The sequence below is a fragment of the Microbispora corallina genome (assembly GCF_016863035.1).
Lineage (GTDB): Bacteria > Actinomycetota > Actinomycetes > Streptosporangiales > Streptosporangiaceae > Microbispora > Microbispora corallina.
In genome coordinates this window covers 299,803-325,944 of sequence record NZ_BOOC01000003.1, presented here as the reverse complement: position 1 = coordinate 325,944, position 26,142 = coordinate 299,803, and the positions used below count along the sequence as shown (strand labels likewise).

General features: G+C 73.2%; 25 protein-coding genes. 13 read left to right on the top strand and 12 right to left on the bottom strand.

Translation table 11 applies throughout. The annotated features are described in order from the left end of the window. The first annotated feature begins 77 nt into the window (after positions 1-77). On the top strand, positions 78-527 hold the full coding sequence (locus Mco01_RS05600; protein ID WP_239103360.1) for a TIGR03618 family F420-dependent PPOX class oxidoreductase: 450 nt from the start codon (positions 78-80) through the stop codon (positions 525-527). A 117-nt stretch (positions 528-644) separates the two neighbouring features. Here the strand turns inward: Mco01_RS05600 and Mco01_RS05595 are convergent, their stop codons facing one another. Both Mco01_RS05595 and Mco01_RS05590 read right to left on the bottom strand, forming a co-directional pair. Further along, complete coding sequence (locus Mco01_RS05595) at positions 645-1,061, bottom strand: cupin domain-containing protein (RefSeq protein ID WP_204055798.1); 417 nt, start codon at positions 1,059-1,061, stop codon at positions 645-647. Between the two features lie 44 nt (positions 1,062-1,105). Beyond that, positions 1,106-1,789, bottom strand: coding sequence for a class I SAM-dependent methyltransferase (locus tag Mco01_RS05590; protein ID WP_204055797.1), 684 nt, complete (start codon positions 1,787-1,789; stop codon positions 1,106-1,108). A 206-nt stretch (positions 1,790-1,995) separates the two neighbouring features. Between Mco01_RS05590 and Mco01_RS05585 the strand changes: the two genes are divergently transcribed. Further along, positions 1,996-2,427: an Hsp20/alpha crystallin family protein gene (locus Mco01_RS05585; RefSeq protein WP_204055796.1), complete on the top strand. Its 432-nt coding sequence runs from the start codon at positions 1,996-1,998 to the stop codon at positions 2,425-2,427. A gap of 84 nt (positions 2,428-2,511) precedes the next feature. On the opposite strand, the gene Mco01_RS05580 is transcribed toward Mco01_RS05585, so the two are convergent. Further along, on the bottom strand, positions 2,512-3,369 hold the full coding sequence (locus tag Mco01_RS05580; protein WP_204055795.1) for a universal stress protein: 858 nt from the start codon (positions 3,367-3,369) through the stop codon (positions 2,512-2,514). Positions 3,370-3,560: 191 nt separating this feature from the next. Here Mco01_RS05580 and Mco01_RS05575 point away from each other — a divergent pair, with 191 nt between their 5' ends. Continuing rightward, on the top strand, positions 3,561-3,830 hold the full coding sequence (locus Mco01_RS05575; protein ID WP_036330941.1) for a DUF1876 domain-containing protein: 270 nt from the start codon (positions 3,561-3,563) through the stop codon (positions 3,828-3,830). Between the two features lie 115 nt (positions 3,831-3,945). Here the strand turns inward: Mco01_RS05575 and ligD are convergent, their stop codons facing one another. The 4 genes from ligD to Mco01_RS05555 all read right to left on the bottom strand — a co-directional run bounded on the left by ligD (position 3,946) and on the right by Mco01_RS05555 (position 9,905). Further along, positions 3,946-4,914, bottom strand: a complete 969-nt coding sequence (ligD, locus tag Mco01_RS05570) for a non-homologous end-joining DNA ligase (RefSeq protein WP_204055794.1) — start codon at positions 4,912-4,914, stop codon at positions 3,946-3,948. Between the two features lie 9 nt (positions 4,915-4,923). Then, positions 4,924-7,731, bottom strand: coding sequence for a S8 family serine peptidase (locus tag Mco01_RS05565; protein ID WP_204055793.1), 2,808 nt, complete (start codon positions 7,729-7,731; stop codon positions 4,924-4,926). A gap of 280 nt (positions 7,732-8,011) precedes the next feature. Beyond that, positions 8,012-8,560: a hypothetical protein gene (locus tag Mco01_RS05560; protein WP_204055792.1), complete on the bottom strand. Its 549-nt coding sequence runs from the start codon at positions 8,558-8,560 to the stop codon at positions 8,012-8,014. Between the two features lie 76 nt (positions 8,561-8,636). Then, positions 8,637-9,905 (bottom strand): hypothetical protein, encoded by a 1,269-nt coding sequence (locus tag Mco01_RS05555; RefSeq protein ID WP_204055791.1) that lies wholly within the window; start codon positions 9,903-9,905, stop codon positions 8,637-8,639. 189 nt (positions 9,906-10,094) lie between these two features. Here Mco01_RS05555 and Mco01_RS05550 point away from each other — a divergent pair, with 189 nt between their 5' ends. The 4 genes from Mco01_RS05550 to Mco01_RS05535 all read left to right on the top strand — a co-directional run bounded on the left by Mco01_RS05550 (position 10,095) and on the right by Mco01_RS05535 (position 12,992). Continuing rightward, positions 10,095-10,913 (top strand): MBL fold metallo-hydrolase, encoded by an 819-nt coding sequence (locus Mco01_RS05550; RefSeq protein ID WP_204055790.1) that lies wholly within the window; start codon positions 10,095-10,097, stop codon positions 10,911-10,913. Positions 10,914-10,982: 69 nt separating this feature from the next. Then, positions 10,983-11,672 (top strand): ArsR/SmtB family transcription factor, encoded by a 690-nt coding sequence (locus Mco01_RS05545; protein WP_204055789.1) that lies wholly within the window; start codon positions 10,983-10,985, stop codon positions 11,670-11,672. 2 nt (positions 11,673-11,674) lie between these two features. Then, a complete protein-coding gene (locus Mco01_RS05540; RefSeq protein ID WP_204055788.1) occupies positions 11,675-12,427 on the top strand; it encodes an SRPBCC family protein in 753 nt (250 codons plus the stop codon). 109 nt (positions 12,428-12,536) lie between these two features. Continuing rightward, positions 12,537-12,992, top strand: a complete 456-nt coding sequence (locus Mco01_RS05535; protein ID WP_204055787.1) for an SRPBCC family protein — start codon at positions 12,537-12,539, stop codon at positions 12,990-12,992. A 24-nt stretch (positions 12,993-13,016) separates the two neighbouring features. Here the strand turns inward: Mco01_RS05535 and Mco01_RS05530 are convergent, their stop codons facing one another. Then, entirely contained in the window at positions 13,017-13,700 is a 684-nt protein-coding gene (locus Mco01_RS05530; protein ID WP_239103359.1) for a DUF429 domain-containing protein, read from the bottom strand. 166 nt (positions 13,701-13,866) lie between these two features. Here Mco01_RS05530 and Mco01_RS05525 point away from each other — a divergent pair, with 166 nt between their 5' ends. Beyond that, positions 13,867-15,300 carry a cation diffusion facilitator family transporter gene (locus Mco01_RS05525; RefSeq protein ID WP_239103358.1) on the top strand — a complete coding sequence of 478 codons (1,434 nt, stop codon included), beginning with the start codon at positions 13,867-13,869 and terminating at the stop codon, positions 15,298-15,300. 30 nt (positions 15,301-15,330) lie between these two features. Next, positions 15,331-16,344 carry a LacI family DNA-binding transcriptional regulator gene (locus Mco01_RS05520; protein ID WP_204055786.1) on the top strand — a complete coding sequence of 338 codons (1,014 nt, stop codon included), beginning with the start codon at positions 15,331-15,333 and terminating at the stop codon, positions 16,342-16,344. Positions 16,345-16,548: 204 nt separating this feature from the next. Here the strand turns inward: Mco01_RS05520 and Mco01_RS05515 are convergent, their stop codons facing one another. From Mco01_RS05515 to Mco01_RS05505, 3 genes are all read right to left on the bottom strand, one after another. Further along, positions 16,549-18,285, bottom strand: a complete 1,737-nt coding sequence (locus tag Mco01_RS05515; protein ID WP_204055785.1) for an alpha-galactosidase D — start codon at positions 18,283-18,285, stop codon at positions 16,549-16,551. Positions 18,286-18,415: 130 nt separating this feature from the next. Continuing rightward, positions 18,416-20,560, bottom strand: coding sequence for a discoidin domain-containing protein (locus tag Mco01_RS05510; RefSeq protein WP_204055784.1), 2,145 nt, complete (start codon positions 20,558-20,560; stop codon positions 18,416-18,418). Between the two features lie 711 nt (positions 20,561-21,271). Next, entirely contained in the window at positions 21,272-21,862 is a 591-nt protein-coding gene (locus Mco01_RS05505; protein ID WP_204055783.1) for a TetR/AcrR family transcriptional regulator, read from the bottom strand. Positions 21,863-21,941: 79 nt separating this feature from the next. Here Mco01_RS05505 and Mco01_RS05500 point away from each other — a divergent pair, with 79 nt between their 5' ends. Both Mco01_RS05500 and Mco01_RS05495 read left to right on the top strand, forming a co-directional pair. Continuing rightward, complete coding sequence (locus tag Mco01_RS05500) at positions 21,942-22,355, top strand: organic hydroperoxide resistance protein (protein WP_204055782.1); 414 nt, start codon at positions 21,942-21,944, stop codon at positions 22,353-22,355. Between the two features lie 117 nt (positions 22,356-22,472). Continuing rightward, the gene (locus Mco01_RS05495; RefSeq protein ID WP_204055781.1) at positions 22,473-23,699 is read left to right on the top strand and encodes an endo-1,4-beta-xylanase; all 1,227 of its coding nucleotides are present in this window, start codon (positions 22,473-22,475) and stop codon (positions 23,697-23,699) included. Between the two features lie 19 nt (positions 23,700-23,718). Here the strand turns inward: Mco01_RS05495 and Mco01_RS05490 are convergent, their stop codons facing one another. Further along, positions 23,719-24,333 carry a TetR/AcrR family transcriptional regulator gene (locus Mco01_RS05490; protein WP_204055780.1) on the bottom strand — a complete coding sequence of 205 codons (615 nt, stop codon included), beginning with the start codon at positions 24,331-24,333 and terminating at the stop codon, positions 23,719-23,721. Between the two features lie 86 nt (positions 24,334-24,419). On the opposite strand from Mco01_RS05490, the gene Mco01_RS05485 reads away from it, so the two are divergent. Both Mco01_RS05485 and Mco01_RS05480 read left to right on the top strand, forming a co-directional pair. Further along, positions 24,420-25,028: a hypothetical protein gene (locus Mco01_RS05485; protein WP_204055779.1), complete on the top strand. Its 609-nt coding sequence runs from the start codon at positions 24,420-24,422 to the stop codon at positions 25,026-25,028. Between the two features lie 139 nt (positions 25,029-25,167). Continuing rightward, positions 25,168-25,803 carry a hypothetical protein gene (locus Mco01_RS05480; protein WP_204055778.1) on the top strand — a complete coding sequence of 212 codons (636 nt, stop codon included), beginning with the start codon at positions 25,168-25,170 and terminating at the stop codon, positions 25,801-25,803. Positions 25,804-26,142: the final 339 nt, after the last annotated feature.

The window sequence follows — 26,142 nt, the reverse complement described above, 5'->3', positions numbered from 1 at the left end:
ATCCTATTCGCCCCGTTCGCGCCCGGCACACCCCTTACGAGGGGGGGCGGCGGGGCCGGGCGGGGTACGCTCGCCCCGTGACCGACCTCGCTGACTTCGCCGCGCTCGTCTCCGGCGACCACGGCCTGTGCGTCGTCTCGACCCTGCGGCCCGACGGCACGATCCGGTCGTCCGTCGTCAACGCCGGCGTCCTCGACCATCCCACGACCGGCCGGCCGGTGGTCGGCTTCGTCGTCCGCGGCAGCACGCGGAAGCTGCGCGACCTGCGGGCCCGGCCGTACGCGACGGTCGTCGTGCGCAGCGGCTGGCAGTGGGCGGCCGCCGAGGGACGGGCCGACCTGGTGGGGCCGGAGGACCCGTTCACCGGCGTGGACGGCGAGGGCCTGCGCCTGCTCCTGCGCGAGGTGTTCGCCGCCGCGGGCGGGACGCACGACGACTGGGACACCTACGACCGGGTCATGGCGGAGGAGGGCCGCACCGCGGTGCTGCTGTCGCCGGACCGGGTCTACTCGAACCCCGCGGGGTGACCCCGCCCCCGCCACTCCCCGGGCACTCCCCCGGCACTCCCCCGGCGCTCCCCCTGCACGGCCGGTGACGCGCCGGACCGCGGCGGGAGCGGGCGTCGCGGCGGGGGCGGCGTGGCGTCAGCCGGTGGGGCGGGCGGCCTCGACGCCCGCCCGGTAGTCCTCCTCCGAGACCGGCTCGTGCCACAGGGTCCCGCCGCTCGCCGTGACGGCGAGGTGGACGAGCGTGCCGTCGGGGAGGGCGCCGTGCCAGTGCTTCTCCCCCGGCTGCACGTGCACCCAGTCGCCCGGCCCGATGACGGTGCCGGTGGCCTCGCCCCATCGGGCGACCACGCCCCGGCCGGAGAGCACGTACAGCGCCTGCTCGCCCTCATGGGTGTGCCAGCAGGAGCGGGCCTCGGGGGCGTAGGAGAAGCGCTGCGCCCGCAGGCCGTCCTCCTCGACGGGCTCCAGGGCGCGGGCCTCCCAGACGGCGCCGGTGAACCTGCTCGATTCCGGTGTGGTGGTCGTGATCTGGTCTTCTCGTACGAACTTCATCGTCGTCTCCGTTCCGGCCGTGCCGGGGGTCGTGCGGGTGCCCGTCAGATCGGCAGTGCCCTGATCCACTCGGGGTCGCCGCCGAGATGGCCGGCGGGCGCCAGGCCCGCCTCCGCGAGCAACCCGGCGAACACCTCGTCGTCCCGCCGCCTGCTGAGGAAGTAGTGGGTCCAGCGCCGGTCGCCCACGACGTACTCCATCGTGGCGGCCAGCAGGTCGGGCTCGGGGCGGCGGGCCTCAGTCATGCGGGTGATCCTCCCGTCGCCGTGGTCACGCTCGAACGGCCCGATCGCGTCGTGCCACTCGGCCGGCTTGTGCTGCAGGATCACGCAGCCGTCCGGGGAGACGTGCCGGCGGCAGGTCCGCAGGAAGGCGCGGCACAGCTCGTCGTCCGCCGTGTCGATCACGTACGACATGAGCAGGACGACGTCGAAGGTCCGGCCGAGGGCGAGGTCCTGGATGGGCGAGCGGACGGTCTCCGCTCCCCTGATGCGGGCGAGCATCTCGGGCGACTCGTCCACGGCGACCACCTCGTGCCCGAGAGCCAGGAGGCTGTGGGTGATCCGCCCCGCGCCCGCCCCGAGCTCCAGGATCGACGCGCCCTCCGGGACGGCGCCGTGGACGAGCTCCGGCTCCCCCATGGGGACGAGGGTCGCGTAGTAGTCGACCGCGCAGCCGTCCGGCGTGATCGGTCCGGGTCCCGTCCCGCCGTACAGGTCTCGTGTCATGATCCCCATCCTGCCTCAGGCGCCGCGGGACCCGACTGTCACCCCTAAACCGGCACGAACCTCCCATACAGTCACATATTCGCTCGGCGGGGCGGGTAGGTGCCTTGTCTGACGCCGTGACGCGAGGGGCGTCGCCACTCGATCTCCGCCGGATCCCCGCGGGTCTCCGCGTGTGCGTGACGGCGGAGCAGACGGAGGTGAGGCGCGTGAGCGCACCCATGATGCGACGAGAGCAGCGAAGCCTCGTACCCGACCTGTTCGACCTGCTGGAGGCCCCGCTGGCGGCGTTCCGGTCCACCACCGGGCAGCAGATGAGGTTCGAGGACTACGTGGAGGACGGGCGGTACGTGCTGCGCGCCGAGCTCCCGGGGATGGACCCGGAGCGCGACATCGAGATCACCGTGGCCAACGGCATCCTCACAATCCATGGGGAACGGCGCCAGGAGGAGCGGCGGGGACAGCGCACCGAGTTCCGGTACGGGTCGTTCACCCGGTCGGTCCCGCTGCCGCCCAACGCCGACGAGAACGACGTGAAGGCCACCTACGACCAGGGGATCCTCGAGATCAGCGTGCGGCTCGCCGAGGAGAGAGAAGAGAGCAAGCGCATTCCCGTCGAACGCGGCGGCCCGCAGACCTGACCGATCCCGCTCATCGTGGGCCCGTCTCCGCGAGGGCGGGCCCACCCCTGCTCGCTCCGCCCCGGCGCAGGCCCCCGCGCCCGGTCAGACGGCCCGCGGGCGGACGATGGCGACCGGGCAGGAGGCGTGGTGGAGGACGGCGCGGCCGACCGAGCCGAGGACCGCCGCCCCCAGGGCTCCCCGGCCGTGCGACCCCACCACCAGCAGGTCGGCGTCCCCGGACGCCTCGGTCAGCGCCTGGACGGGATGCCCGTACACGAGGTCCTCCTGGACGTCCACCTCGGGATGCAGGCGGCGCCACGTGTCGAGCTTCCGGGTCACGACCCGCTGCCGCGCCTCCCGCACCTCGCTTATGTCGTAGGCGATCTCCGGCGCGAGCGTGTGGACCGGCAGCTGCCAGGCGAAGACGGCGCGCAGGGTCGCGCGGCGCAGCCGGGCCTGCTCGAACGCGTATCCGAGGGCGGGGTCGCACTCCGCCGAGTCGTCGAGGCCGACCACCACCCGCGCGTGCGCGTCGCGCCAGCCGGGCCGGACCACGACGACGGGGCAGGGGGCGTGCCCGGCCACATGGGTGCTCACCGAGCCGATCACCAGGCCGGCGAAGCCGCCCAGCCCCCGGCTGCCGAGCACGATCTCCTCGGCCTCCCTGCCGCGGTCGCGCAGGATCCGCGCCGGGATGCCCTCGACGATCTCCTTGCTGATCTCGACTTCGGGCCGCCGCTCCCGGGCCGTCGCCTCGGCCGCCTCGAGGGCGCGCTCGGCGTGCACGGTCAGCGGGTCGGCCAGGGTCGCGGGGAACTTCGGGATGCCGTACGCCCAGTGGTCCACCACCGAGACGAACCGCAGGGGCAGCCCGCGGCGGGCGGCGTCGTCGGCGGCCCACTCGACGGCCGACGTCGCCTCGGGCGAGCCGTCGGTGCCGACGATGATCGGTAGGGGCATGACCGTCCTCCTGTCTCCATCCGGCCGCCCGGACGACCCCATGGGACCTCGCCGCCCGGCCCCGGCTCCAGGGCCGGAGGTCCCGTCCCCCAGGGCCGCACGTCCGCCCCCGGCACGGGCGGCCGTACTGGCCTTATGCCCCTTCCGGTGCGGCCCGAGGCGGAGAGATGCTGGTCAGGGAGGTGTTCGTCATGGAATCCAAGCGATGGACGGTGGAGGTCTTCCTCAACGAGGACGACAACGACGACGTCACCACGGCGACCGCCGTGCTGTACACGGGCGGGGGCATGCGGCACGAGAGCGTCGGCCGGGCCCGGCGCAACCCGGCCGACCGGCCGGTTCCGGAGATCGGCGACGAACTGGCGGCCGGGCGGGCGCTGGCCGACCTGGGGGCCAAACTCATCGGCGACGGCGCGGAGGACGTCGCCCAGCTCGCCGGCCCGGCGTACGAGACCTACTGAACACCGGGACCTGCCGAGCACCGCGGCCTACTGAGCACCGCTGCCTGCCGAGCACCGCTGCCTGCCGAGCACCGCTGCCTGCCGAGCGGCCGTCGCCGGGGCGCGCCGGGAGCCGTCACTGCTCACGCATCACGTCCTCGGGGTTCTTGTCCTCTCTGAAGCCCCGCCAGGAGGGGTGGCGGAGCCGGTGCTCGCCCGTCCACTCGGCGTACTGGACCTCGCCCACGAGCAGGGGCTCGACCCAGTGCGCGCCCCGCGCGTCCTCCCGGGACGGCTCCTCGTCGAAGGGCGGGGTCCGGCGCGCGAGAGGGGCCAGCCGTTCGGCGATCCGGCGCAGCGCGGCCTCGGTGAAGCCCGTGCCGACGCTACCGGCGTACCGGAGGCGGCCGCGCTCGTCGTGCACGCCGAGCAGCAGCGACCCGATCGTCCCGGTGCGCCGGCCCTCGCCCGCCTTCCAGCCGCACACGACCACCTCCTGGGTGCGGACGTTCTTCACCTTGACCCAGTCAGGTGACCGCCTCCCCGGCCGGTACGGCGAGGTCAGCCGCTTGGCGACCACGCCTTCGAGGCCGAGCCGCCGCGACTCGGCCAGCACATGGGCGCCACCGTTCCGGAAGTACGGCGGGATGTCCCAGTGGGCGCCCTTCCGCACGATCTCGTCGAGCAGCCCCCTGCGCGCCGAGTAGGGCATGGCGATCGCGGGGGCGGTGTTCACGTGGAGCACGTCGAACAGCAGGTACGTCACGGGCACGGCCGCCGCGAGCTGGGCGATCCGCGCCGGGTTGCGCTGGTGCATCCTCGGCTGGAGCGCCTCGAACGAGGGCCTCCCCTGCTCGTCGAACGCCACGATCTCCCCGTCGAGGACGGCGTCGTTGCCGCCGACGGCCCCGGCCAGGCCGGCGATCTCCGGGTACGCCTCGGTGATGTCCCTGGCGTTCCTGGAGATCAGCCGGAGCCGTCCCCCGTCCACGTAGGCCAGCGCCCGGACCCCGTCCCACTTCATCTCGTGGGCGTAGTCCCGGTCCGGCTCGGGCAGCGGCCCGAGCTGCGCCGTCATCGGCGAGTACGGCGGAAGTCCCCTCATGGGCCGGGGTCAGTCCAGCGTCTCGGACGTCCGCTCCGCGAGGAGGCCGGCGGCGCGCATCTCCTCGGCCAGCCACGACAGGGCGGTCAGGCCGTTCCCCGTCGGGTAGCCGGCCGCCGCGCCGGGTGTGCCGTTCGCGGCCCCGGCGCCGTTCGCGCCCATGTCGGCGGGCGTTCCTGCCGCGGGGCCCACCCCCGGCACGGCTCCTGCGGCGCCGTACGGCGGGATCCCCTGGGCCGGCGCGGCGGTGCCCTCCGCGGCGGACGCCGTGCCCGCGCCCCGGGAGACCCCGCGTCCCGCCTTCCCGGTGCCGGCCGGGTGGGACGCCCGCCCGGTCGCGGTCCGGCCGCGGCCCGTGCCCGTCCCGGCGTCCGGCCTCGCGACGCCGCCCCGCGTCCCGGCTCCCGCGGAGGCCGCCGTGTCCGGCGCCCATGAGCCGCCGTTGACGTGCGGGACCGGGCCGTTGGCGGTGGCCGGGCCGTTCAGGATCGGCCCGTTCAGACCCGGCCCGTTCAGATCCGGCCCGTTCAGATCCGGCCCGTTGGAGACCGGCCCGTTCAGACCGGGCCCGTGCAGACCCGGCCCGCTCGCGCCCGGAACGTCGAAAGCCGGCCCGTTGAGACCGGGCGTACCCAGGCCGGTGTGACCCGCTGCGGCCGTGCCCGGGTACGCCGGCCCGCCCATGCCCGGACCGTGGAGAGAACCGTGAGCCGGCCCCGGGGCACCCGGGTGACCGGGATCCTGGCCCGCGAGCTGTCCGCCGGTGAAGGAGTGGTGGCCGCCGACATCAGGCCCGCAGGCCGCCGGACCGTTCGGGACCGGGCCGTTCAGGACCGGGCCGTTGGCGAACGGGCCGTTCGGGACGGGGCCATTGGCGAACGGGTTCGGAACCGGACCGTTCGCGACCGGGCCGTTCGCGACCTGGACGGAGACCGGGCCGAGCCCGGCGCCCGGGACCATGCCGGCCAACGTGCCGGCCAACGTGCCGGCCAACGTGCCGGCCATCGCGGCCGGGCCCGTCCCGTTCACGGACGGAGCCGCCCCGGGCACGCCCCCGGCGACGCCGGAGAAGGGGACCGGCGGCACGAGCAGCCCGGCCGACATCATCTCCATCGTCAGCTGCTCCAGCGTCACCTGGACCTCCCCCATCTCCCGCGTGACGTGCGCGAGCGCCGGCCCGAGCGCGCGCAGGGCACTGGGCAGCCCCGCCCCCGTGCGCCTCGGGTCCCCCAGATCCAGCGGGACGCAGCTCGCCCTGATGATCTGGAACAGCCGGTCGACCCGGCGGGCGTCCCTGGCGGCGTACCCGTTACGGAAGTCCGGGTGGTGCGCCAGCACGAGCGCCGCCAGGCCCGCCACGTGCGGCGCGGCCATGGAGGTGCCGTCGCAGGCCGCGTACGCGTCGGGCGGCACGGACGACAGGACGGCCACGCCCGGCGCGCAGACGTCGACCTCCGGGCCGTGGCAGGTGAAGCGGGGCGAGAAGTACCCCTCGCCGGTGCGCGGCTCCAGGATCTCGGCGGCGTGGGAGGTCCCGGCCGGGAACGTGCCCGCCCTGCCGATCGCCGCCACCGTCAGCACGGTGGGCAGGGTGCCGGGGAAGCCGACGGGCCCGCCGTCGTTGCCGGCGGCCACGACGCACGCGACGCCCGCGTTCCGCGCCTGCTCGATCTTGGCGGCCACGAGCGGCGACGGATGCGGGCTGCCGAGGCTGAGGTTGACGACGTCGATCTGCTGCTCGATGCAGTAGTCGAGGGCCTCGACGAGGTCGCTGAAGCGGCCTCCGGGGAAGATCTTGCAGGCGTGCACCTCGGCCTCGACCGCGAAGCCCACGACGCCGCGGCCGTCGTCGGCCCCGGCGACGATCCCGGCGCAGTGGGAGCCGTGCTGGGCGGCGTCGAGCGCCCAGCCCTCGGCCTTGCCGCCGACGAGGTCGATCCCCGCGCTCACCCTGCCCGCGAGGTCGGGGTGCCGGACGGCCGCCCCCGAGTCGATCAGGGCGATCCGCGCCCCCGCGCCGCGGAGGGTGGGCGGCAGCCGGTCCAGGTGCATGGCCTGCTGGCCCCACCCGAACACCTGCCGTCCCGGGAAGCCCTCGAACGTCTCCGACAGCCTGACCAGCTCGATCAGGTTGTCCCGCCTGGTCGACAGGGCGGGCCGCTCGATGTGGCGGCTCCAGAATCCGGCGCGCGGCCGGACCATGACGCTCGCGACGGTCTCCGGGGTCTCCCCCGCCATGGTGACCGTCGCCCTGCCGTCCGTCCCGGTCACGGCCTGCGCGGGCCAGCCGTTCCCGGTCACGAAGACGGTCGCGTCCGGCACGGGGTCGCCGTCGGCGTCCCGCACCAGGAACGTGAACGTGCTCTCCACGCCGACCGGGAGCACCGCCGCGGCGGGCCGCCGCCGGCGGGGCGGCACGGGCACCTCGCTGTAGGTGAGCAGCCGGTCGCGCTCGATGTGCAGTTGCGGATGGCGTCTGCGCAGCGCCACGGCGTGCTCCGGCGTCATGTCCGCCACCACCACGGGTGGAAAGGGCATGGCGTCGGCCCCTTCGAGCCCTCCTCCGGCGGGCACGACCCGGCGGTGCACCCGCACCTCGGGGTCGTCCTCCAGCAGCCGGTGCAGGTCGTCCGCGTCGAGCGCCGGCGCGGCGACCCCGAGGGCCGTCAGGTACGGCTGGGGCAGCGCCGCCACCATGTGGCGCCGGGGCCGGGGCTCCACCGGCTGCGGCGCCTGCCGGGAGGTCTGCCGCGCCCGGCCCGAGGCCGTGCGGCGCGCCTCCCCGGTTCCGTCCTTTGGCTTGTCGTTACTCGTCACAACGTCTCGACTCTCCCCAGCTCGCGCTGGCGTCGCCGGCCGTGCCCGGTGGGCTCGACGGGGCAGGAACGGGCTCTGTCGTCACCCGCGGTGGCCGGGCCGGTCGCGGGGCTCCGCGGCCGGCTCCCCGCCCTCCGCACCCCGCCCGCCCCCGCCCGGCGTCAACCTCGTGAGGCCGTACGGCCCGGGCACGGGTGGCGGGGGGACGAACCTCCGCGGGATCGGTGCGGGAGGGGCCCGGACCGGCGACGGGCCGGTCCGGGCCACTCAGGTGATCTCGTCACAGCGGTGGAGCGATGGGCGGGCCGTACTGGACGGCGGTGAGCGTGTACTGGATCTGGCCCAGGCACGCCTCGTACTGACCCGCCCGGTACAGCCGCACCGCCTGGACCGCCAGTGGGACGATCCCGGCGAGCTGCGGCGCCTGCGGGAGGGATGCCTGCAGCCAGCCGAACATCCACTGGAGGGCGGCGGCGCACCGCGCCTGCGGCGGGTCGAACGGCCCCGGGACGCCCGGGACGGGCCCCGTCACCGGCCCCATCCCGGGGGCCGCCGGCGCACCGCCCATGAAAGCCGCGGCCGGCGGAGTCCCCAGGCCCATGGGAGCCATCGGTCCCATCGGGCCCATCGGACCCATCGGACCCATCGAGGCCGTCGCCATGTCCATCGATCCCATCGGGCCCATCGGGGTCGTCGCCATGCCGAGCGGACCCACCACCGGACCCATCGGACCCATCGGCGGCGTCATCGCGGGGCCCACACCCGGGTTCATCACCGGCCCTGTCGTCATCGCCATCGCCGGACCCGTCACCGGGTTCACGGAGTTCATGGCAGCGCCGGCTCCCCCCGCGACGGCTCCGGGCCACGACGGCCCTGCGCCCATCGAGTCCACCACGTGCCTCCGATCAGAATCCGGCACCGGCCGGCACCGGGGACTGCTGCTGGACCTGCTGGTGCATCTGGGCGGCGTGCGCCTGGGGCACCTGCTGGCCGTACTGGCCGTACTGGCCGTACTGCTGGGCCGCGAGCTGCTGGGCCAGCTGCATGCTCAGCGGGCTCTGGCCGGCCTGCTGCCCATACGGGGTGCCGTAGGCGGTCGCGTACGGGGTCGCGTAGTGACCCTGGCCGTACTGGGCCGCGTACGGCGTCGCGTACTGCGCCGCGTAGTGGGCCTGGGCGTACGGCTGCTGGGCGTACGGCGTCGCGTACTGAGCGGCGTACGGGGTCCCGTACTGGCCCGCGTACTGGGCGGCGTACGGCGTGCCGTACTGGAGGGCGGCGAGCTGCTGGGCCGCCGCCTGCTGGGCCTGCTGCAGGGCCACAAGCTGCTGGATCTGCTGGGCGGCCTGCAGCGGGTGCACGGCCGCGGCGCCCAGGAGGCCCTGAACGCCCTGAATGCCCGGGACACCCTGGGCGGCCTGCAGGCCCTGGACACCGGGCACGCCGAACGCGCCGGTCATCCCGTTCACCCCGGTCAGCCCGGCCGCGGCGGTCAATCCGGCGACGCCGTTCAGGCCGTTGAGGCCCGCCATGCCGTTGAGGCCCGTCAGCCCGTTCAGCGCGGCCACGCCGGGCATGCCCTGGACGGCCTGCGGAGCCTGGATCGGCATGCCCGCCTGGATCTGCTGCTGGATCTGCTGCTGGATCTGCTGGTGCAGCACGCTCTCCAGGATCTGCCGGACGGCGGGAACGCCGTACCGGGCGCTGAGGCGGTTCACCTTCATCCAGAAGGTCACCGGGCTCACGACGTGCTCCTGCGGGAGGACCTGCTCCTCCTGCCCGGTCATCGCGCCGAACGGCACGGGCTGGCCGTACTGGAGCGTGGCCTGCGGCGCGAGCTGGAGCAGCCCGGACTGGGCGAGCTGCTGGGCCATCAGCTGGGCCACCTGGGGCTGGATCTGCTGGTACTGGACGATCTCGAGGATCTGCCGGGCGGCCGGAGCGCCGTACCGGACGGCCTGCCGCGCGACCTTGTGCCAGAAGGCGGCCGGGTTCACCAGGTGCTCCTGCGGGAGGATCTGCTCCTCCTGCTGGACCATCCCGCCGAAGGGCGTTACCTGCTGCTGGCCGAGGGCCTGTGGGATCTGGGCGAACTGCAGGGCGGAGATCGGGTGCTGGGAGCCGTAACCCAGCGAGGTCGCCACGGACATGGGGTGCATCGCTGTGAACGTCATGGTCACTCCTTCGAGCCCGGATAGGGATGGCTCATCGCCGTTGTGATTACATAACGTGACAGATCGGACGCGCAATGTGATGCACGTAATGCCTCTACCAGGACGTCTTGGCACAGGACGCCCGAAGCCCGGCGGCGCGGAGGTGACTCAGGGTGATGGGATACGGGTACGCCGACCGGAGGGAGCCCGGTGAACGACCTGCCCATCTGCGTGACCTGCGGCGTCCAGTACGCCGCCCCCCGGGACGACTGCCCGATCTGCGAGGACGAGCGCCAGTACGTCGGATGGGACGGCCAGCGCTGGACCTCGCTCGCCGCGCTGCGGGCGGCCGGGCACCGGGGCCGGGTCGAGGAGGAGGGCCCCGGCGTGGTCGGGATCGGCGCCGAGCCGCCCACCGCCATCGGCCAGCGGGCGCTGCTCGTGCGCACGCCGTCCGGCAACGTCCTGTGGGACATGATCAGCTACCTGGACGACGACCTGGTGCGGCAGGTCAGGGGCCTCGGCGGGGTCGACGCCATCGCGGTCAGCCACCCCCACTTCTACGGGAGCATGGTCGAGTGGGCGCACGCGTTCGACGCCCCGGTGTACGTCCACGCCGCCGACCGGCGGTGGGTGGGCCGGCCCGACGACGCGGTCGTGTTCTGGGAGGGCGACACCCGGGAGATCGGCGAGGGCCTCACGCTGATCAACGCGGGGGTCCACTTCGCGGGCGGCCAGGTGCTGCACCGCCGGACGGCGGACGGCGGGGCGCTGTTCTCCGGCGACATCCTCCAGGTCGTCCGCGACCGGCGCTGGGTCAGCTTCATGTACAGCTACCCCAACTACATCCCCGAGCGGCCGCGAACCGTCCGCCGGGCGCTCGCGCTGCTCCAGCCGTACCCCTTCGACCGGGTGTACGGCGCCTGGTGGCGGCTGGTGGTCGACGCGGACGGGAGCGAGGCCGTCCGGCGCTCGGCCGAGCGCTACCTGTCCTTCGCCATCGACGACGCCCCGGAGGGCGACCGCTGACCATCGAGTCGCGCATCCGACAGCTTCGACCTTCTTGACAATTATTATTGTCGGTGCCATGGTTGAGACATGTTGGACGTGGCGGTGATCGAGGATCCGGCGGCGGCAGAGGTGTCGCTGGATCCGGTGCGCGCGCGGCTGCTCGCCGAGCTGGCCGAGCCGGGATCGGCGACGATGCTGGCGGCGAAGGTGGGCCTGCCCCGCCAGAAGGTGAACTACCACCTCAGGGCGCTAGAGCGGCACGGCCTGGTCGAGCTCGTGGAGGAGCGGCGCAAGGGCAACGTGACCGAGCGGGTGATGCGGGCGACGGCGGCGTCGTTCGTCATTTCGCCGGTGGCGCTGTCGGCGGTGGCCCCCGACCCGGCGCGCGCGCCGGACCGGCTGTCGGCCCGGTGGCTGCTCGCGGTGGCGGCCCAGCTCGTCCGCGACGTGGGGGCGCTCATCAGCGGGGCGGACAAGGCCCGCAGGAAGGTGGCGACGTTCACGATCGACGGCGAGGTGCGCTTCGCCTCGGCCGCCGACCGGGCCGCCTTCGCCGAGGAGCTGGCGGCCGCCGTCGCCGGGCTGGTGAGCCGCTACCACGACGAGAGCGCCGAGGGCGGCCGCGCTCATCGCCTCATCGTCGCCGTCCATCCGAGCGTCCCCCGCGACCAGGCCGCCGGCGTCGCGACGCCGGGGGCCGCCAGCGAGACCGACACCGAGACCGAGACCGAGACGGGCCCGGACGCCGAGCCCCCCGTCGACCGCGAGGAGTCCTGACCATGCCCCACCCGTTCGAGCTGCGCAAGGAGATCGAGCTGGAGGCGACGCCCGAGGAGGTCTGGGCGGCGATCGCCACCGGGCCCGGGATCGACTCCTGGTTCATGGGCAGCAACCAGGTCGAGCCGCGGGAGGGCGGCCGGGGCGCGCTCGACCTGCTCGGCCACGTCCAGGGCTCCACCGTCACGGGATGGGAGCCGGGCAGCCGGTTCGCGCTCCGCAGCGACGAGGGGCCCGACGGCGCGTTCCTCGCGTTCGAGTACCTCATCGAGGGGCGCGAGGGCGGTAGCACGGTGCTGCGCCTGGTGCAGAACGGCTTCCTCGGCGACGACTGGGAGACCGAGTACGAGGCCATGCGCGTGGGCTGGGACATGTACCTGCACAAGCTGGCGCAGTACCTCACCCACTTCCGCGGCCGCACCGGCACGCCCGTCGCCGCGGTACGGCCGAAGGCCGGCGACGGAGACGAGATCTGGACCCGGATCACGGCCGCGCTCGGCCTGCCCGGCACGCCCGCCGAAGGCGACCGGGCGCGCCTGGAGGTGGACGGCCTGCCGCCCATGCAGGGCGTGGTCGACTACGCCGGGTTCCCCACCTTCCTCGGGGTGCGCACGGAGGACGGGCTCTACCGGTTCATCCACTCCGGCCCGCTGAGGGGCGACACCGTCGTCCTCGGCCACCACGTCTTCGGCGACGCGGATCCGGAGGAGCTGCGCAAGGCCTGGGACTCCTGGCTCGACGACGTCCTCGCCTGACCGCTCCACTTCACTCTCTCTGGCGTGCGGCCGGGGCACCGCTCCTCGGCCCCGCACGCGTTCGAGGCATTCCCACCCTTCGCTTCATTCACGACGAAAGGACACGGCCATGGCCGCCCCCGACCGCGAGTACACGATCACTGTCGTCCTCGACGCCCCCCGCGAGACGGTGTTCCGCGCGTGGACCGACCCCGAGAGCTTCACGCAGTGGTTCGGCCCGCGCGGGTTCACCACCCCGCTGCCGACCACCTCCCTCGACGTACGGCCCGGCGGCGCGTGGAGCGCCGTCCTGGTCTCCCCCGACGGCGCGAAGGCGCCGCTGGGCGGGGTCTACCACGAGGTGGCCGCGCCGGAGCGGCTGGTCTTCACCACCGGCGACCCCGACAACACCGAGGGCGCGCCGGCGTCGGTCGCCGCCGTCACCCTTGACGACCTGGGCGACGGCAGGACCGAGATGCGGTTCCACCAGGCCGGGTACAACACCGACGAGGCGCACGCCGAGGCCGCCAAGGCCGGCTGGCTGCAGTTCTTCGACCGGCTCGCCGAGCACGTCGCCGCGTCCTGATCCGGGGGGCGTCCCGAGCGCCCCTCAGGCCCAGATCGCGCAGGGCCGGCCGTCTCCGAGGTCCTCCGGGGGATCCGGCAGCGGCCGGGCGGCTCCCCGCGCGACCCGGCGCGCCGTCCACGCCGCGGCCGCCGCGTCCAACACGTCGTCCACTCCGGCGAACGCCCCCGCGGGCCCGAGGTCCCCCGCGACCTCGACGCCCTCCGCCGCCAGCAACTCCCGGCGCCGCTCCGCCCCCGCCCATGTGGACTTCGGGTACGGGAGCGGGGCGCCGGCCATCCGGGTGAACGACAGCTCCGGGTGCACCTCGACGACCCTCCTCGACGGCCCCGGCCGCCAGCGGTCGACGTCGAAGAGCTTGTCCCGCAGGCCGTACGCCTGGCGGGAGACGCCCTCGCCCGCCAGCCGCCGGTTGATCTCGACGGCGGCGGCGTGCGTGCCGGCCTCCAGGGCCGGGCGGACCGGCGTCATGAACAGCGACCGGCGGCGCGGTCCGAGCTCCGCGCGGGTGAGCACGTCCGCCGCGCGCCGGCCGCGCTCCGGCAGCCCGATCGGGATGTCGATCGCGACGACCTCGACCGGTCCTCCGGCCTCGGCCAGGCGGACCAGCTCGGCGATCCCCGTGGCGAACAGGGCGGTCACCGGGCCGTCCGCCAGGACGATCCCGATCCACCCGGCCGTGCAGCCGTCGACCCCGAGCACGCGCATGCCCCCCATGGTCCACGTGTTCCGCCTGTCGTGCGGGATGTCGCGGTGCACACCTCCGCCCGGTCGCGGGAGCGGGGGCACCGCCGCCGTTGCGGGCGCTTCGCAACAGCGGCGGAGGCGCTGGTGTCGAGATGCCGCAACGCGATTTCCGAGGCATCGTGGTGCCATGAGCCGGCCGCACCCCGACCACCACGCCTCCGAGAGCGACCACGGGCACCCCCACGGCCCGCGGCCCGGCCACGCCCACGCGGACGGCCATGCCCACGACCCCTCGCACGCCCATGCGTACGCCGAGGGCCACGCGCACGGGCCTGACCACGGGCCCGACCACGGGCACGGACATGGCCACGGGCACGGTATTGGGCACGGTCATGGGCACGGATACGGGCGCCGGGGTGGGCCGTTCGGATGGATCCGGGAGATGGTCCGGCCGCACTCGCACGAGGCGGCCGACAAGGTGGACGCGGCCATGGAGACCTCCTCGCGCGGCATGCGTGCGCTGTGGGTCGGTCTCGCGGGCCTGGGGGCGACCGCGCTGGTCCAAGCGGTGGTGGTCGCGCTGTCGGGGTCGGTGGCGCTGCTCGGCGACACGCTGCACAACGCCGCCGACGCGCTGACGGCCGTCCCCCTCGGTGTCGCCTTTCTGCTCGCGCGCCGCCCGCCGAACCGCCGCTACACCTACGGGTACGGCAGGGCGGAGGACCTGGCCGGGATCGTCGTCGTGCTGACGATCCTCGCGTCCTGTGTCGCCGCCGCGTACACGGCCGTGGACCGGCTGCTGCACCCGCAGCCGGTGACCGGGCTGTGGGCGGTCGCGGCGGCCGCGCTGGTCGGCTTCGCCGGCAACGAGGCGGTGGCCCGCTACCGGATCAGGATCGGCCGCGAGATCGGCTCGGCGGCGCTGGTGGCCGACGGGCTCCACGCGCGCACCGACGGCTTCACCTCGCTCGCGGTCCTCGCGGGAGCGGCCGGGACGGCGGCGGGCTGGGACCGGGCGGACCCCGTCGTCGGCCTGCTGATCACGGTCCCGATCCTCGCCGTGCTGCGGCAGGCGGCCCGCGAGGTGTACCGACGGCTGATGGACGCGGTCGACCCCGGCCTGGTCGACGCGGCCGAGGCGACGCTCCGGGGCACGCCCGGCGTGCTCGGCGTCGGGCAGGTCCGGCTGCGCTGGATCGGCCACCGGCTCCGGGCCGAGTGCGACGTCGTCGTCGACCCCGGCACGACCGTGGTCGAGGCGCACGCCGTGGCGGTCGAGGCCGAGCACGCGCTGATCCACGCGATCCCCCGCCTGACGGCCGCCCTCGTGCACGCCGATCCGCTTCCCGGCGACGGCGTCGACCACCACGCCGTCCTGGCCGACCACAGAACCGACCACAGAACCGACCACAGAACCGACCACAGAGCGGATCACTGGGCCGACCACAGAGCGGATCACAGAGCGGATCACAGAACCGACGACACAACCGGTCATGGAGGCGATCGCGGGGCCCGCCATGGCGCCGACCAGGGGCTCCGCATCAGGACGCGCCTCGGAACGGGCCAGACATCCGACCTTCTCACCGCCTCCGCGACGTTTTCCCGGCGCCGCCGAACCTGAAGACGTCCCGAATGGGGCTAGATTCGCTACGTGCCGACCACGAGGAAAACCCGGCGGATCACGATCGACGATGTGGCGCGTGCCACGGGCGTCTCCCGCCAGACGGTGTCGAGGGCCATCAACAACAAGACCGAGATCGACCCCGAGACCCGGCAGCGCATCCTGGAGGCCGCGCGTCTCATGGGCTACCGGCCGAGCCGTTTCGCCCGCGGCCTGGTCCGCCAGGACGTGACCACGCTCGGCCTGGTCATCGCCGACGTGCTCAACCCGTTCTTCCCCGAGGTCACGGCCGGCGTGCTCAAGGCGGCCGAGCGCCGCGAGTGGCAGGTCGTGGTCTACAACACCGGCTCCCAGCGCCGCAAGGAGCTGGCCGTGGTCGACATGATCGCCGAGCAGGTGGACGTGTGCGTGGCGTTCCTCCTGCACGCCGAGGCGATCAACCGGGCCGTCGACATGAGCATGCCGATCGTGCTGCTCGACAAGGACGGCATGAACCCCTCGGTCCCGGGGGTGCGCATCGACTTCGACGCGGGCGTGCGGGAGGGCCTGGGCCACCTGATCGACCGGGGACATCGCCGGATCGCGATGCTGGACGACGAGGCCCGCATCTCCGCCGCCGCCCCCAACCCCAGGCGCGAGGTGTACCTGGAGTTGGCCTCCCGGCACGGCCTCCCGGTCGACGAGTCGTGGATCGAGCCCGCGGCGAACTCCGTGGCCGGCGGCGCCGCCGCCATGGAACGGCTGCTGGAGGTGCACCCGGACGTCACGGCCGTGTTCGCGTACAACGACCTGATCGCGATCGGCGCCCAGCGGACGGCCGTGCGGAGGGGTCTTCGGGTGCCGGACGACTGCGCGTTCCTCGGGTGCGACGGTCTCAGCCTGAGCGAGCTGGTCGAGCCGCCGCTCACGACGCTGCACATCGACAAGCCGCGCCTGGGCGAGCTCGCGGTGGAGCAGGCGGCGCAGCTGGTGGCCGGCGCGGAGCCCCACGAGGTGCCGGACTCCGTGGTCCGCCCCGAGCTGCTCCTGCGCGGCTCCACCTGACCGCCGAACACCTGACCCAGCACACCCGACCCCAGCACACCCCGTCACACCGAACCCCGGCCACTCCGAGCACTCCGCCACGCCGCGCACCCCGCCACGCCGAGCACCTGATCGCCCGGCCACCTGAAAGCCCGGCCGCCTGGTCCCGTCCGGCCGGGCGCCGACGGCGGGCCCGGCCGGACGGGGTCCGGGGATCGGACGGGGTCAGGACACGGTGATCCTGTCGAGGTCCGGTGCGTAGGCGGAGTCGTTGTAGATCTTCACGCTGTTCGCGCCGGCGTTGAGCGGGAGGCTCACGGTCGCGGTGACCGGCGTGTTCCAGTCGGTCCCGGTCAGCGAGGCCGTCACCGGGGCGCCGCCGTTCGCGCTGACCGAGAACGTGCGGGTGCCGTTCACGGTGCCCGCGATCGTGACCTGGCGTGACCCGGCCGCGGCCGCGCTCACGGTGAGCGTGACGTAGTTGGCCGTTCCGTTGCCGATGAAGCGGACCTTCTGCCCGCCCGAGCAGCCGGAGCACGAGGCGACCGCCGCCGCGCCGCTGAGCGCGCCGCCCTCCCCCTCGTACGACGAGGGGCCCGAGGTGGTGGGCCGGACGCGGATGAGCCGGGTCTCACCGGGGCGGAGGGTGGCGCTGTAGGAGCCGCTGACCGTGCCGCCGCTCGACCCCGACCACAGGTCGGTGACCTGGGCGCTGCCGGAGAAGCCGACCTGCGACCAGCTCACGCTCACGGTCGAGTTGCCGGAGGTGCCGGTGTTGAACAGCGCCACGATGTAGTCGCCGTTCGCCTCCCGCTTGCGCCAGACCTGGTTGACGCCGCTGCTGACGATCCGCTGGGCGGCCACGCCGTCCTGGTCGACCGCGATGAGCCGGGTGTTGGTCAGCATCGCGAGGTCGGTGGAGGTCAGGGCGGTCAGGTCGCTGCCGAGCAGGAGCGGCGAGGCCGCCATCGCCCACAGTGTCATCATCGAGCGGCGCTGGTCGGCGGTGAGGCCGATCTGGTCGCCGTTGCCGATCTCCAGGGAGTCGAGGTCGTTCCAGCCGCCCGGCCCGGCGTACTGCTGCCAGGACGCGGCCGAGCCGAAGCGGCTCGACACGTGCGACCAGTCGGTCAGCGGGAAGCCGCTGCCGTTGGCCCCCGGGCCGCAGTAGCACTCGACGTCCCCCTGCGTGCGCCAGCTGTTGGCCAGCCGCTGCCAGGTCGTGGCCTGCGCGATCGGCAGGTTGTTCGACAGCGCGAAGTTGATCGGCCGTCCGGTCTGGCGCAACGCCTTGTCCCAGGCCTCGACGTCGTCGACCGTCGAGGCGTCCACCCCGTCGATCTTGAGGTAGTCGACGCCCCAGGAGGCCATCTGGTCGGCCCACGAGTCGATGAACGCCTGCGCTCCCGGGTGGGAGTAGTTCAGGCGGTACATGTTCTTGCAGTTGTAGTTCTTCTCGGTGCGCGAGGTGTCGGCGATGTCCTGCGCGTGGTAGGAGGTGCCCTCGACGGGGGTGTTGCGGGTGACCGCGTTCTTCGCGATGCCGGGCGTGACGTAGAACCCGAACTTCAGGCCCTTGGAGTGCACGTAGTCGGCGAGTGCCTTGATCCCGCCGGGGAACTTCGCGGTGTCGACGGCCCAGCGGCCGTACGAGTCGACGACGAAGCCGTTGGAGTCGCACTTCTGGTAGAAGTCGTCGAGGTTGACGTACACGTACCCCAGGGCCGGCAGGCCGCTGCCGGCCAGGGCGTCGGCCTGGGCCTTGATCTTCGTCTCGTCCGGCCACCGGCGGACGAAGCTCCAGCTGCTCCACCCCATGGCGGGGCGGACGGACTGGCCGTTGTCGGAGGCCGAGGCGCTGGGGGCGGCGGCCACGGCGGCCACGGCGGCCGCGCCGGAGGCGGCGAGGGCGAGGGCCGCGAGGGCCGCGGCCGGCCACCGTCGTCGGACGTGTCTGGGCATGCGCTCTCCCGGAGCAGGGCGCGGCCGCCGCCTGGGTGCGCGGCCGCGCGGGGTGGGGGGAAGGTCGAGCATGACGCCGGGCCGTACGCGGCCGGGCGGAGGTTCCGGCCGCGCACGGCGGTCCCGGGCGTCAGGAAACGGTGATCTTGTCGAGGTCGGGCGCGTTCGCGGTGTCGTTGAAGAACCTCAGCGTGTTCGACCCCGCGTTGAGCGGCACGCCGACCGTCGCCGTCACGGGGGTGGCCCAGTCGGTGCCGGTGAGCGAGGCGGTGACCGCGGTCCCGCCGTTCGCGCTCACGGAGACCGTGCGGGTGCCGTCCACCGTGCCCGCGATCGTGATCTGCTTCGTCCCGGCCGTCGCGGCGTTCACCGTGAGCGTCAGGTAGTTGGCCGTGCCGTTGCCGATGTAGCGCACCTTCTGGCCGCCCGAGCAGCCCGTGCACGCGGCGACCGTGGCCTTGCCGCTGAGGGCCCCGGACTCGGCCTCGTACGACTGGGAGGACGAGCCGCCCGAGCCGGCGTACGAGCCGCCGATCCACGCCTCGTCGACGCGCCACCGCTCCGGGTTGCCGCTCGTCGCGTAGGTCGCGGTCACCTCGAGCCGTACGTGCCGCGTGGTGGTGGCGGGCAGGTCGACGAACTGGACGCCCCGGGCGTTCGGCAGCGTGCCGGTCTTGATCGGGCTGCCCCAGTTCGTCCCGTCGCTGCTGACGTACACGCGGTAGGTCGAGGCCCGCGCGGACGCGGACTCGGGGTAGACGGTCGAGTCCTCGCGCTGGTTGATCCCGATGTACTGCACGCGCTTGGCCGAGCCGAGGTCGAAGCGGAGCGACACGGGGGTGGTGTTGTTGCTGTCCCAGTAGGTCAGGTAGTCGCCGTCGCCGGCCGCGGACGCGGCGTGGCCGCTCGCCGAGGCGCTGGCGCTCATCGTGACGCCGGAGGTGTAGATCCCCTCACGCCCGCTGCTGGTCACCTTGAACACGGTGTCGTACTGGTCCCAGCTCGACACGCCGCTGATCGTCAGCGTGCCGTTCGCCTGGCTGAACGGCACGGCCGCGCCGGTGCGGAGGTTGGTCACGCCGGTGATGCGGTAGCCGTTGTCGCGGATCTGCAGCGTGCTGCCGGACGGCGGGGTGATCACGTGGATGTAGTGCAGGTTCGGGTTGGTCCTGCTGATCGTGGTGACCCCGTGGGCTCCGTTGTTCCAGAAGCCGGGCTTCAGGCCGCCGTACATGTAGCCGCCGCCCTCGGTGCCGTTCAGGGACTCCCAGATGGCGTTGAGATAGGTGTTGGCGAAGTTGTTGAAGTTGACCTGCTGGGTGGGGAACTTGCCGTTGACCATGGCGGTCTCGGCCATCAGCGCCTTCACCGACGACCCGGCGTTGGTGATGAGCCGGCCCAGCGTGAGCGCGTAGTCGACGGCCGAGTCCGACCCGCCGTACCACCACGGGCCGCTCGACGGCAGCTTGAAGTCGGCCTCGATCAGCCGGGGCGCCGCCGTGTAGACCGCCTGCGGGTAGTCGTACGCCGGGGTCATGCCGGTCTTCTGCTCGTTGCTGATCATGTCCATGATCGGCGTGTCCTCGTTGTTGTTCGACAGCGTCATGTCCGGCCGGTCCTGCCGGATGCGTTCGTAGAGCCCGTGGCTCTCCCAGTACGCGTTGTCGTTGTCGATCCAGAACCCGGCGAGCTTGGGGTAGCGCTGCATGACCTCGACGAAGTTGTCGTAGCTGAACTCGCCGAACCCGTCGCGGGTGGTGAGGTCCACGGTGTGGCCCTTGTAGCTGGAGTAGGCCGAGGAGTCGAGCCACTCGTGGCCGCCCTCGTCGTGCCACTGCGGGTCGTCGGTCATGTAGTTGATGACCTTGAGACCGGCGGCGTCGGCGGCGTCGATCAGCTCGCCGAGGAAGTCCCGCTTCGTGCTGCACGAGCCGGGGATGGCGGACGGCCAGGGCCGGGAGTAGCCGAGCCTGCTGTGGAATGCGGCGAGCACGATGTACTGCGCGTGCAGCTTCTTCGCCTCGTTGACCCAGTAGGTCGCGTTCCAGCCGCCGCTCGTCACCGCGTTCTCCCAGGCGCTGCAGCTCGTGTAGCCGGGCGAGGTGCGCATGCCCCAGTGCAGGAACAGGCCCGCGACCGAGTTGCGCAGGAACGCCTGGCGGGGGTGCTGCAGCTCGGCCCGCGCGGGGGACGCGAGCGTCATCGTCAGGAGGAGGGACGCGATCGCGGCGACGATCGTGCCCGCCCGCCTCCTCCGTGGTGCCGTCTTCGGCATGTCGGCTCCTTTGGCCGTCAAGGTCGTGCTGGTGGTGACCTGCGGAAGGGATACGGCCGCCGCGCCCGCACGCGGCCCGGTGAACGGCCGAGGTGTCCGCCTCGTCGGCGGTACGGGGGTGCCGGAGGGCCTCGGAGGGGGACGGCCCGGGGAACCGGCGCGGTCCCGTGAGCGCTCACGGACCGGTGGCCGCGCGGAGGTCCGCGCAGCGGGGCGTCACGTGGGTGCCCGCGCCCTGCCCGGTTCCATCGGTCTCCCTTCGGAGCCTTCGGCGTCGAGATCCTCTCGCAAAGATTGGATCTCTGGACTGTGATCCCACAAAAGGGAACACCTGTCAACGCCCTCAAGACGCTGGAACGATGGAACAGACGTAACAACCCGGAAACGCCGCAGCCCGGACGGGGCACCCTACAGGGCCGGAGTTGATGCGGAATCGCGGGAGAACGTGGGGTTTTGTGTCCAACTTTGATCGATCGCCACCCACCGCGCGGACCGGGGCGGGCGGGGAAGCCGGACGCGCCTAATCGTGTCGATACATCGGACGTCTGGTTCTTCGGATGGCCCGACCCCGAAGTGCGCCACCCTCGCCGCGCACGCCCTCGGTCAGGACGTGCCGGCGCCGGCGGCCACGCATGCCGCGGCGGCCCCGAAGCGCGCGCCGATCCGATTCTGACGAGCGCGGATCGGGCGCTGCCGTGCGCGCGGACGGGGTCAGGACCGGGGCACGGCGGCCAGACGCGTCACCGCGTCGCGGACGAGCGCGCGGACCTCGGCAGCGTCGTCGAGGTCGGCCCCCACCACGATGCCGTCCCGCAGCATGACGAGCATCCCCGCGGTGGGGTCGGGGTCGGGGTGGCCCGTCGCGGCGAGCAGGTCCCGCACCAGCCCCCTGAACCAGGCGCGGTGCGCGGCCACCACCTGCCGCACGGGATGGGCGGGGTCGGGGTACTCCACCGAGGCGTTGACGAACGCGCAGCCCCGGAAGCCCGGCCCGCAGCCGATCTCCCCCACCGCCTCGAACACCGCGACCAGCCTCTCCTCCGCGGGCCCCTCGGCCGAACGGAGCCCATCGGCCAGGCCGCGCTGGAGGTCGCTCTGCTCCTTCAAATAGGCGCAGACCAGGTCGTCCTTCGCCGGGAAGTGGTGATAGAAGGTCGCCTTGGCCACACCGGCCTCGGCGATGATCCGGTCGACGCCCACGGCGCGGATGCCCTCGCCGTAGAACAGGTTTCGCGCGGTGTCGAGGATGCGCCGCCGGGCGGGCGGGGCGGCCCGGCGCTCGGGCGCGGCGGTAGTGGTCATGAGTTGACTTTACCAGACAGGTCTGTCTAGGCTCGGGACCAACGGAGACAGACAGGTCTGTCCAGTAAGGAGCACCCCGATGAGCGCCATGTACACCGCGATCGCCACCGCCTCCGGCCGGGAGGGCCGGGCCGTCTCCTCCGACGGCAAGCTCGACCTGGTGCTGGACCGCCCCGTCGAGCTGGGCGGCAAGGGCGAGGGCACCAACCCCGAGCAGTTGTTCGCCGCTGGGTACTCCGCCTGCTTCGCGAGCGCGCTGGCCCTCGTGGCCTCGCGGGCCAAGCTCGACCTGTCGGACGCGTCCGTGACCGCCGAGGTCGGGCTCGGCCCCTCGGGCACGGGCGGCTTCGCCCTCTCGGTGACGCTCCGGGTGGAACTGCCCGACCACATCTCCCCCGAAGAGGGCCGCAAGGCGGTCGAGGAGGCCCACCAGGTCTGCCCGTACTCGAACGCCACCCGCGGCAACATCCCCGTCGAGCTGGTGATCGAGTAGCGACGGTTGCGGAGGCCGCCCCCGTTCGCCACAGTTGTGGTGCCGGCGGGCGGCCGCCGGCGGAGCCCGGCCGGGGCCCCACGACGGCGGGATCTCCGGCGCGACTGGAGGACGCCGATGACCGACCCGCTGATCAGGAGGCACCGGACCGCGGACGCCGCGGTCACGCTCACCCGCGGCGGCGTGCCACTGGCCGGGCGGGAGGTGGTCGTCGCGCAGCGCGACCACGCCTTCCTGTTCGGATGCACCGGTTTCGAGTTCATCCCGCTGGCGAACGGCGACGACCCGGAGCCGGAACGGGCCGAGCGCCTGGCCGACCTGTGGGCCGGCCTGTTCAACTTCGCCACGCTGCCCTTCTACTGGGCCGGCTTCGAGCCCGTCCGGGGCCGGCCGGACACGGCGCGGCTCAGCGCGGCGGCCCGGTGGTTCGCCGACCGGGGATGCCTGGTCAAGGGACACCCGCTGGCCTGGCACACCGAGACCGCCCCCTGGCTGCTGGACCTGCCGAACGCCGACATCGCCCGTGAGCAGGCGGCCCGGATCCGGCGCGAGGTGCGCGACTTCTCCGGGCTGATCGACATGTGGGACGTCGTCAACGAGGTCGTCATCATGCCGATCTTCGACAAGTACGACAACGGCCTCACCCGGATCTGCCGGGAGATGGGCCGGATCCCGATGGTCAGGATGGTCGTCGACGCCGCCCGCGAGACGGCCCCCGGCGCCACGCTGCTGCTCAACGACTTCGACATGTCCGCCGCGTACGAGTGCCTGATCGAGGGCGTCCTGGAGGCGGGCGTGAAGATCGACGCGCTCGGCCTGCAGAGCCACATGCACCAGGGCTACTGGGGCGAGGAGCGGACGCGTGACGTCCTCGACCGGTTCGCCCGGTACGGGCTGCCGATCCACTTCACCGAGACGACGATCCTGTCCGGCCACCTCATGCCCGCGGACATCGAGGACCTGAACGACTACCAGATCCCCGAGTGGCCCTCGACCCCCGAAGGCGAGGCCCGCCAGGCGGACGAGGTGGTCCGCCACTACACGACGCTGCTGTCGCATCCCTCGGTCGAGGCGGTGACGTACTGGGGCCTCCAGGACGGCGGCTGGCTCGGGGCGCCCGGCGGGTTCGTACGGGCCGACGGCACGCCCAAGCCGTCGTACGAGGCGCTGCACGGGCTGGTGAAGGGCGAGTGGTGGGTGCCGCCCACGACGACGGCGACCGACGCCGAGGGGCGCATCCGGTTCTCGGGCTTCCTCGGCGAGTACGAGGTGGCCGTCGAGGGCGAGACCGCGACGTTCCGGCTGGAGGAGCCCGGCGCGGCCGACGTCCACGTGGCCCTGTGAGCGGCCGTCGCCGCGGATCCTAGGGCGGCGGGTCGCCGGGCATGCCCAGGTGGCGGTGGATCATGAGGTGCATGTTGCGCCGGAACCGCCGCAGGCTCCGGGGGTCGGACGGCCCGTGGACCTCCCCGTCGGCCTCCAGGACGCCCGCCAGCACGTACCCGTGCACGCACCAGATAACGGTCCACAACGTGTACTCGATGTCGATGTCGACGTCCCCCAGCAGGCTGTGCACCGACTTGCCCATCATCGCGGTGAGCGGCTGGACGTACTCCGACTCGAGCTCCGCGACGTCGGCCGCGTCCATCAGCCAGCGGTGCATCCACAGGGCCACGATGTCGGGGTTGTGGACGTAGAAGTCCAGGTAGCGGTCGAGGAGCCGGTGGATGTCCCCCGTCTGCTCGAACTCCTGGGCCGCCGGTTCGAGCGCGGCTCGCTCGTTCTGGAACGCCCGGTCCATCACCGTGAGGTAGATCTCCCGCTTCGTGCCCACCCGCGCGGTCACCGTGGGGACGTCGAGACCGGCCGCCTCGGCGATCTGGCGGATGGACGTGCCGTCGTAGCCGAGAGCCGCGAAGAGCCGGCGGGCGACCCCCAGGATGACCTCGGACTGCTCGCCGTGGTCCTGTGGTGCCATGTGATGGCGCTACCCCCGGCCGTGGCCCCTCAATCTGTGACCCCACGCGCCGTGAGGGGTGCGGGCGGTGTGAGAGGCTCGGTCCCGTGGACGAGGTGACGGCCGCGACCCGGCGGGCCCTGCACGGCGTGGCGGAACTGCTCCTCGCCGGGCCGCAGTACCGGCGCAGCGGGACGATCCGGCTGCGTGTCGTGCCCGGCGGCTTCGGCACGGTCGCCGAGCCCGATCTGCGGGTGGAGGGCGCGGTCCTGGTCGCCGGCGATCGCCGCCTGCCCCTCGCGGGCACGTACGCCGAGCTGGGTGCGGCGGCCGGCGTGGACCCCGGCGCGCCCGAGGGCCTCTACCACGACGGCTCCGGCGCGGCTCCCGGCGACGAGATCACTGTGGACGCCGCCGCGGCCGCGCGGCTGGCCGAGAGCCTCGCGATCGGCGAGGAGGCGCTGCTCGCGTTCGCCCCCGGCCTCACACCGGTCCTGTGGCCGGAGCACTTCGACCTCGCCGTCACCCTCGACGAGGTCAACTACGGGATCTCGCCCGGCGACGGACACCTCCCCGAGCCGTACGCGTACGTCGGCCCCTGGACGCCCCGCACCGGGCCGTTCTGGAACGCGCCCTTCGGCGCCTCGCGCCCGCTCCGCGAGCTCGGCGGCGCGCAGGCCGTACGGGCCTTCTTCGAGCAGGGCCGCACGGCCTGACCCTCGCGCCTGGGAACGCCAGGTGACAGACATGTCGTACGAGGGTAACGATGCGATTTCGCCCCGTGTCGGGGTAACCCGGTGGAACGCACCAACCGTCCCACCAACGTACGGAGTGTCATTAGCCTCAGGAGTACCCATGGGCAGCATCCGTGTCATCCGATTAGCCGTCGTCCTGCTGGTCGCCGGCATCAGCTGGACCGTTCCAGACCTCGCGGACGCCTCCACCGCTCCCCCGCCGATCAAGGCGCGCACCTTCCACGGCGAGGGCGACGACGTCGTACGGGTGCCGTCGACCAAGCTCCGCGGCATCGCCGTCATCCGGCACAGCGGCGAGTCGAACTTCGCGGTCTGGAGCATCCAGCCCTCCGGCAAGGACAACGACCTCCTCGTCAACCGCATCGGCGACTACTCCGGGACCGTCGTCGTGAACACCTACACCGACCTGAAGACGGCCGGATTCACGATCGAGGCCGACGGGGCCTGGTCGCTCAGGTTCGCCCCCATCTCGTACGCCCCGCTCTGGAAGCACCTCACCGAGAAGGGCCTCGGCGACGCGGTCCTCAAGCTGGCCGCGCCCACCAAGGGTCTGCACACCCTGCGGTACGCCCATGGCGGGACGAGCACCTTCGTCGTCTACGCCCTGCCGCCGTCCGGGGCCCCCGGCCTCCTCGTCAACAAGATCGGGCACGTCTCCGGCAAGGTCGTCGTCCCGGCGGGCACCCGCTACGTCTCGGTCCTTGCCGACGGGAAGTGGACCCTGACCAGGAAGTGACGCACGGCGTCCGCGGGACCGCGCGGGAGCGGCGGCACAGGGGCCTGTCGTTCCCGCGCCCGGGACGCCCTCGCCCGTCACGGTTCTCCGCGCCGATCGCCGTCCACGCGCGACGTGCCGTGAAACGTTCACCGGGCCGGCTACGCGGCCGGTCCGCCACCGGACACGACGGCGGCCCGGTGGGAGCTCTTCTCCCAGGTGGCAGGCCGGCCGCGCGCTCGTACCGCATCGCGAGGGGGCGGGACGGGCACTGGCGCCCCGTCAGGGCCGGGGCGTACAGTCCGAGGCGCTCCACCGCATCCGGGCACGTCCGGACCGGCGTGACGAAGAACTGTGACG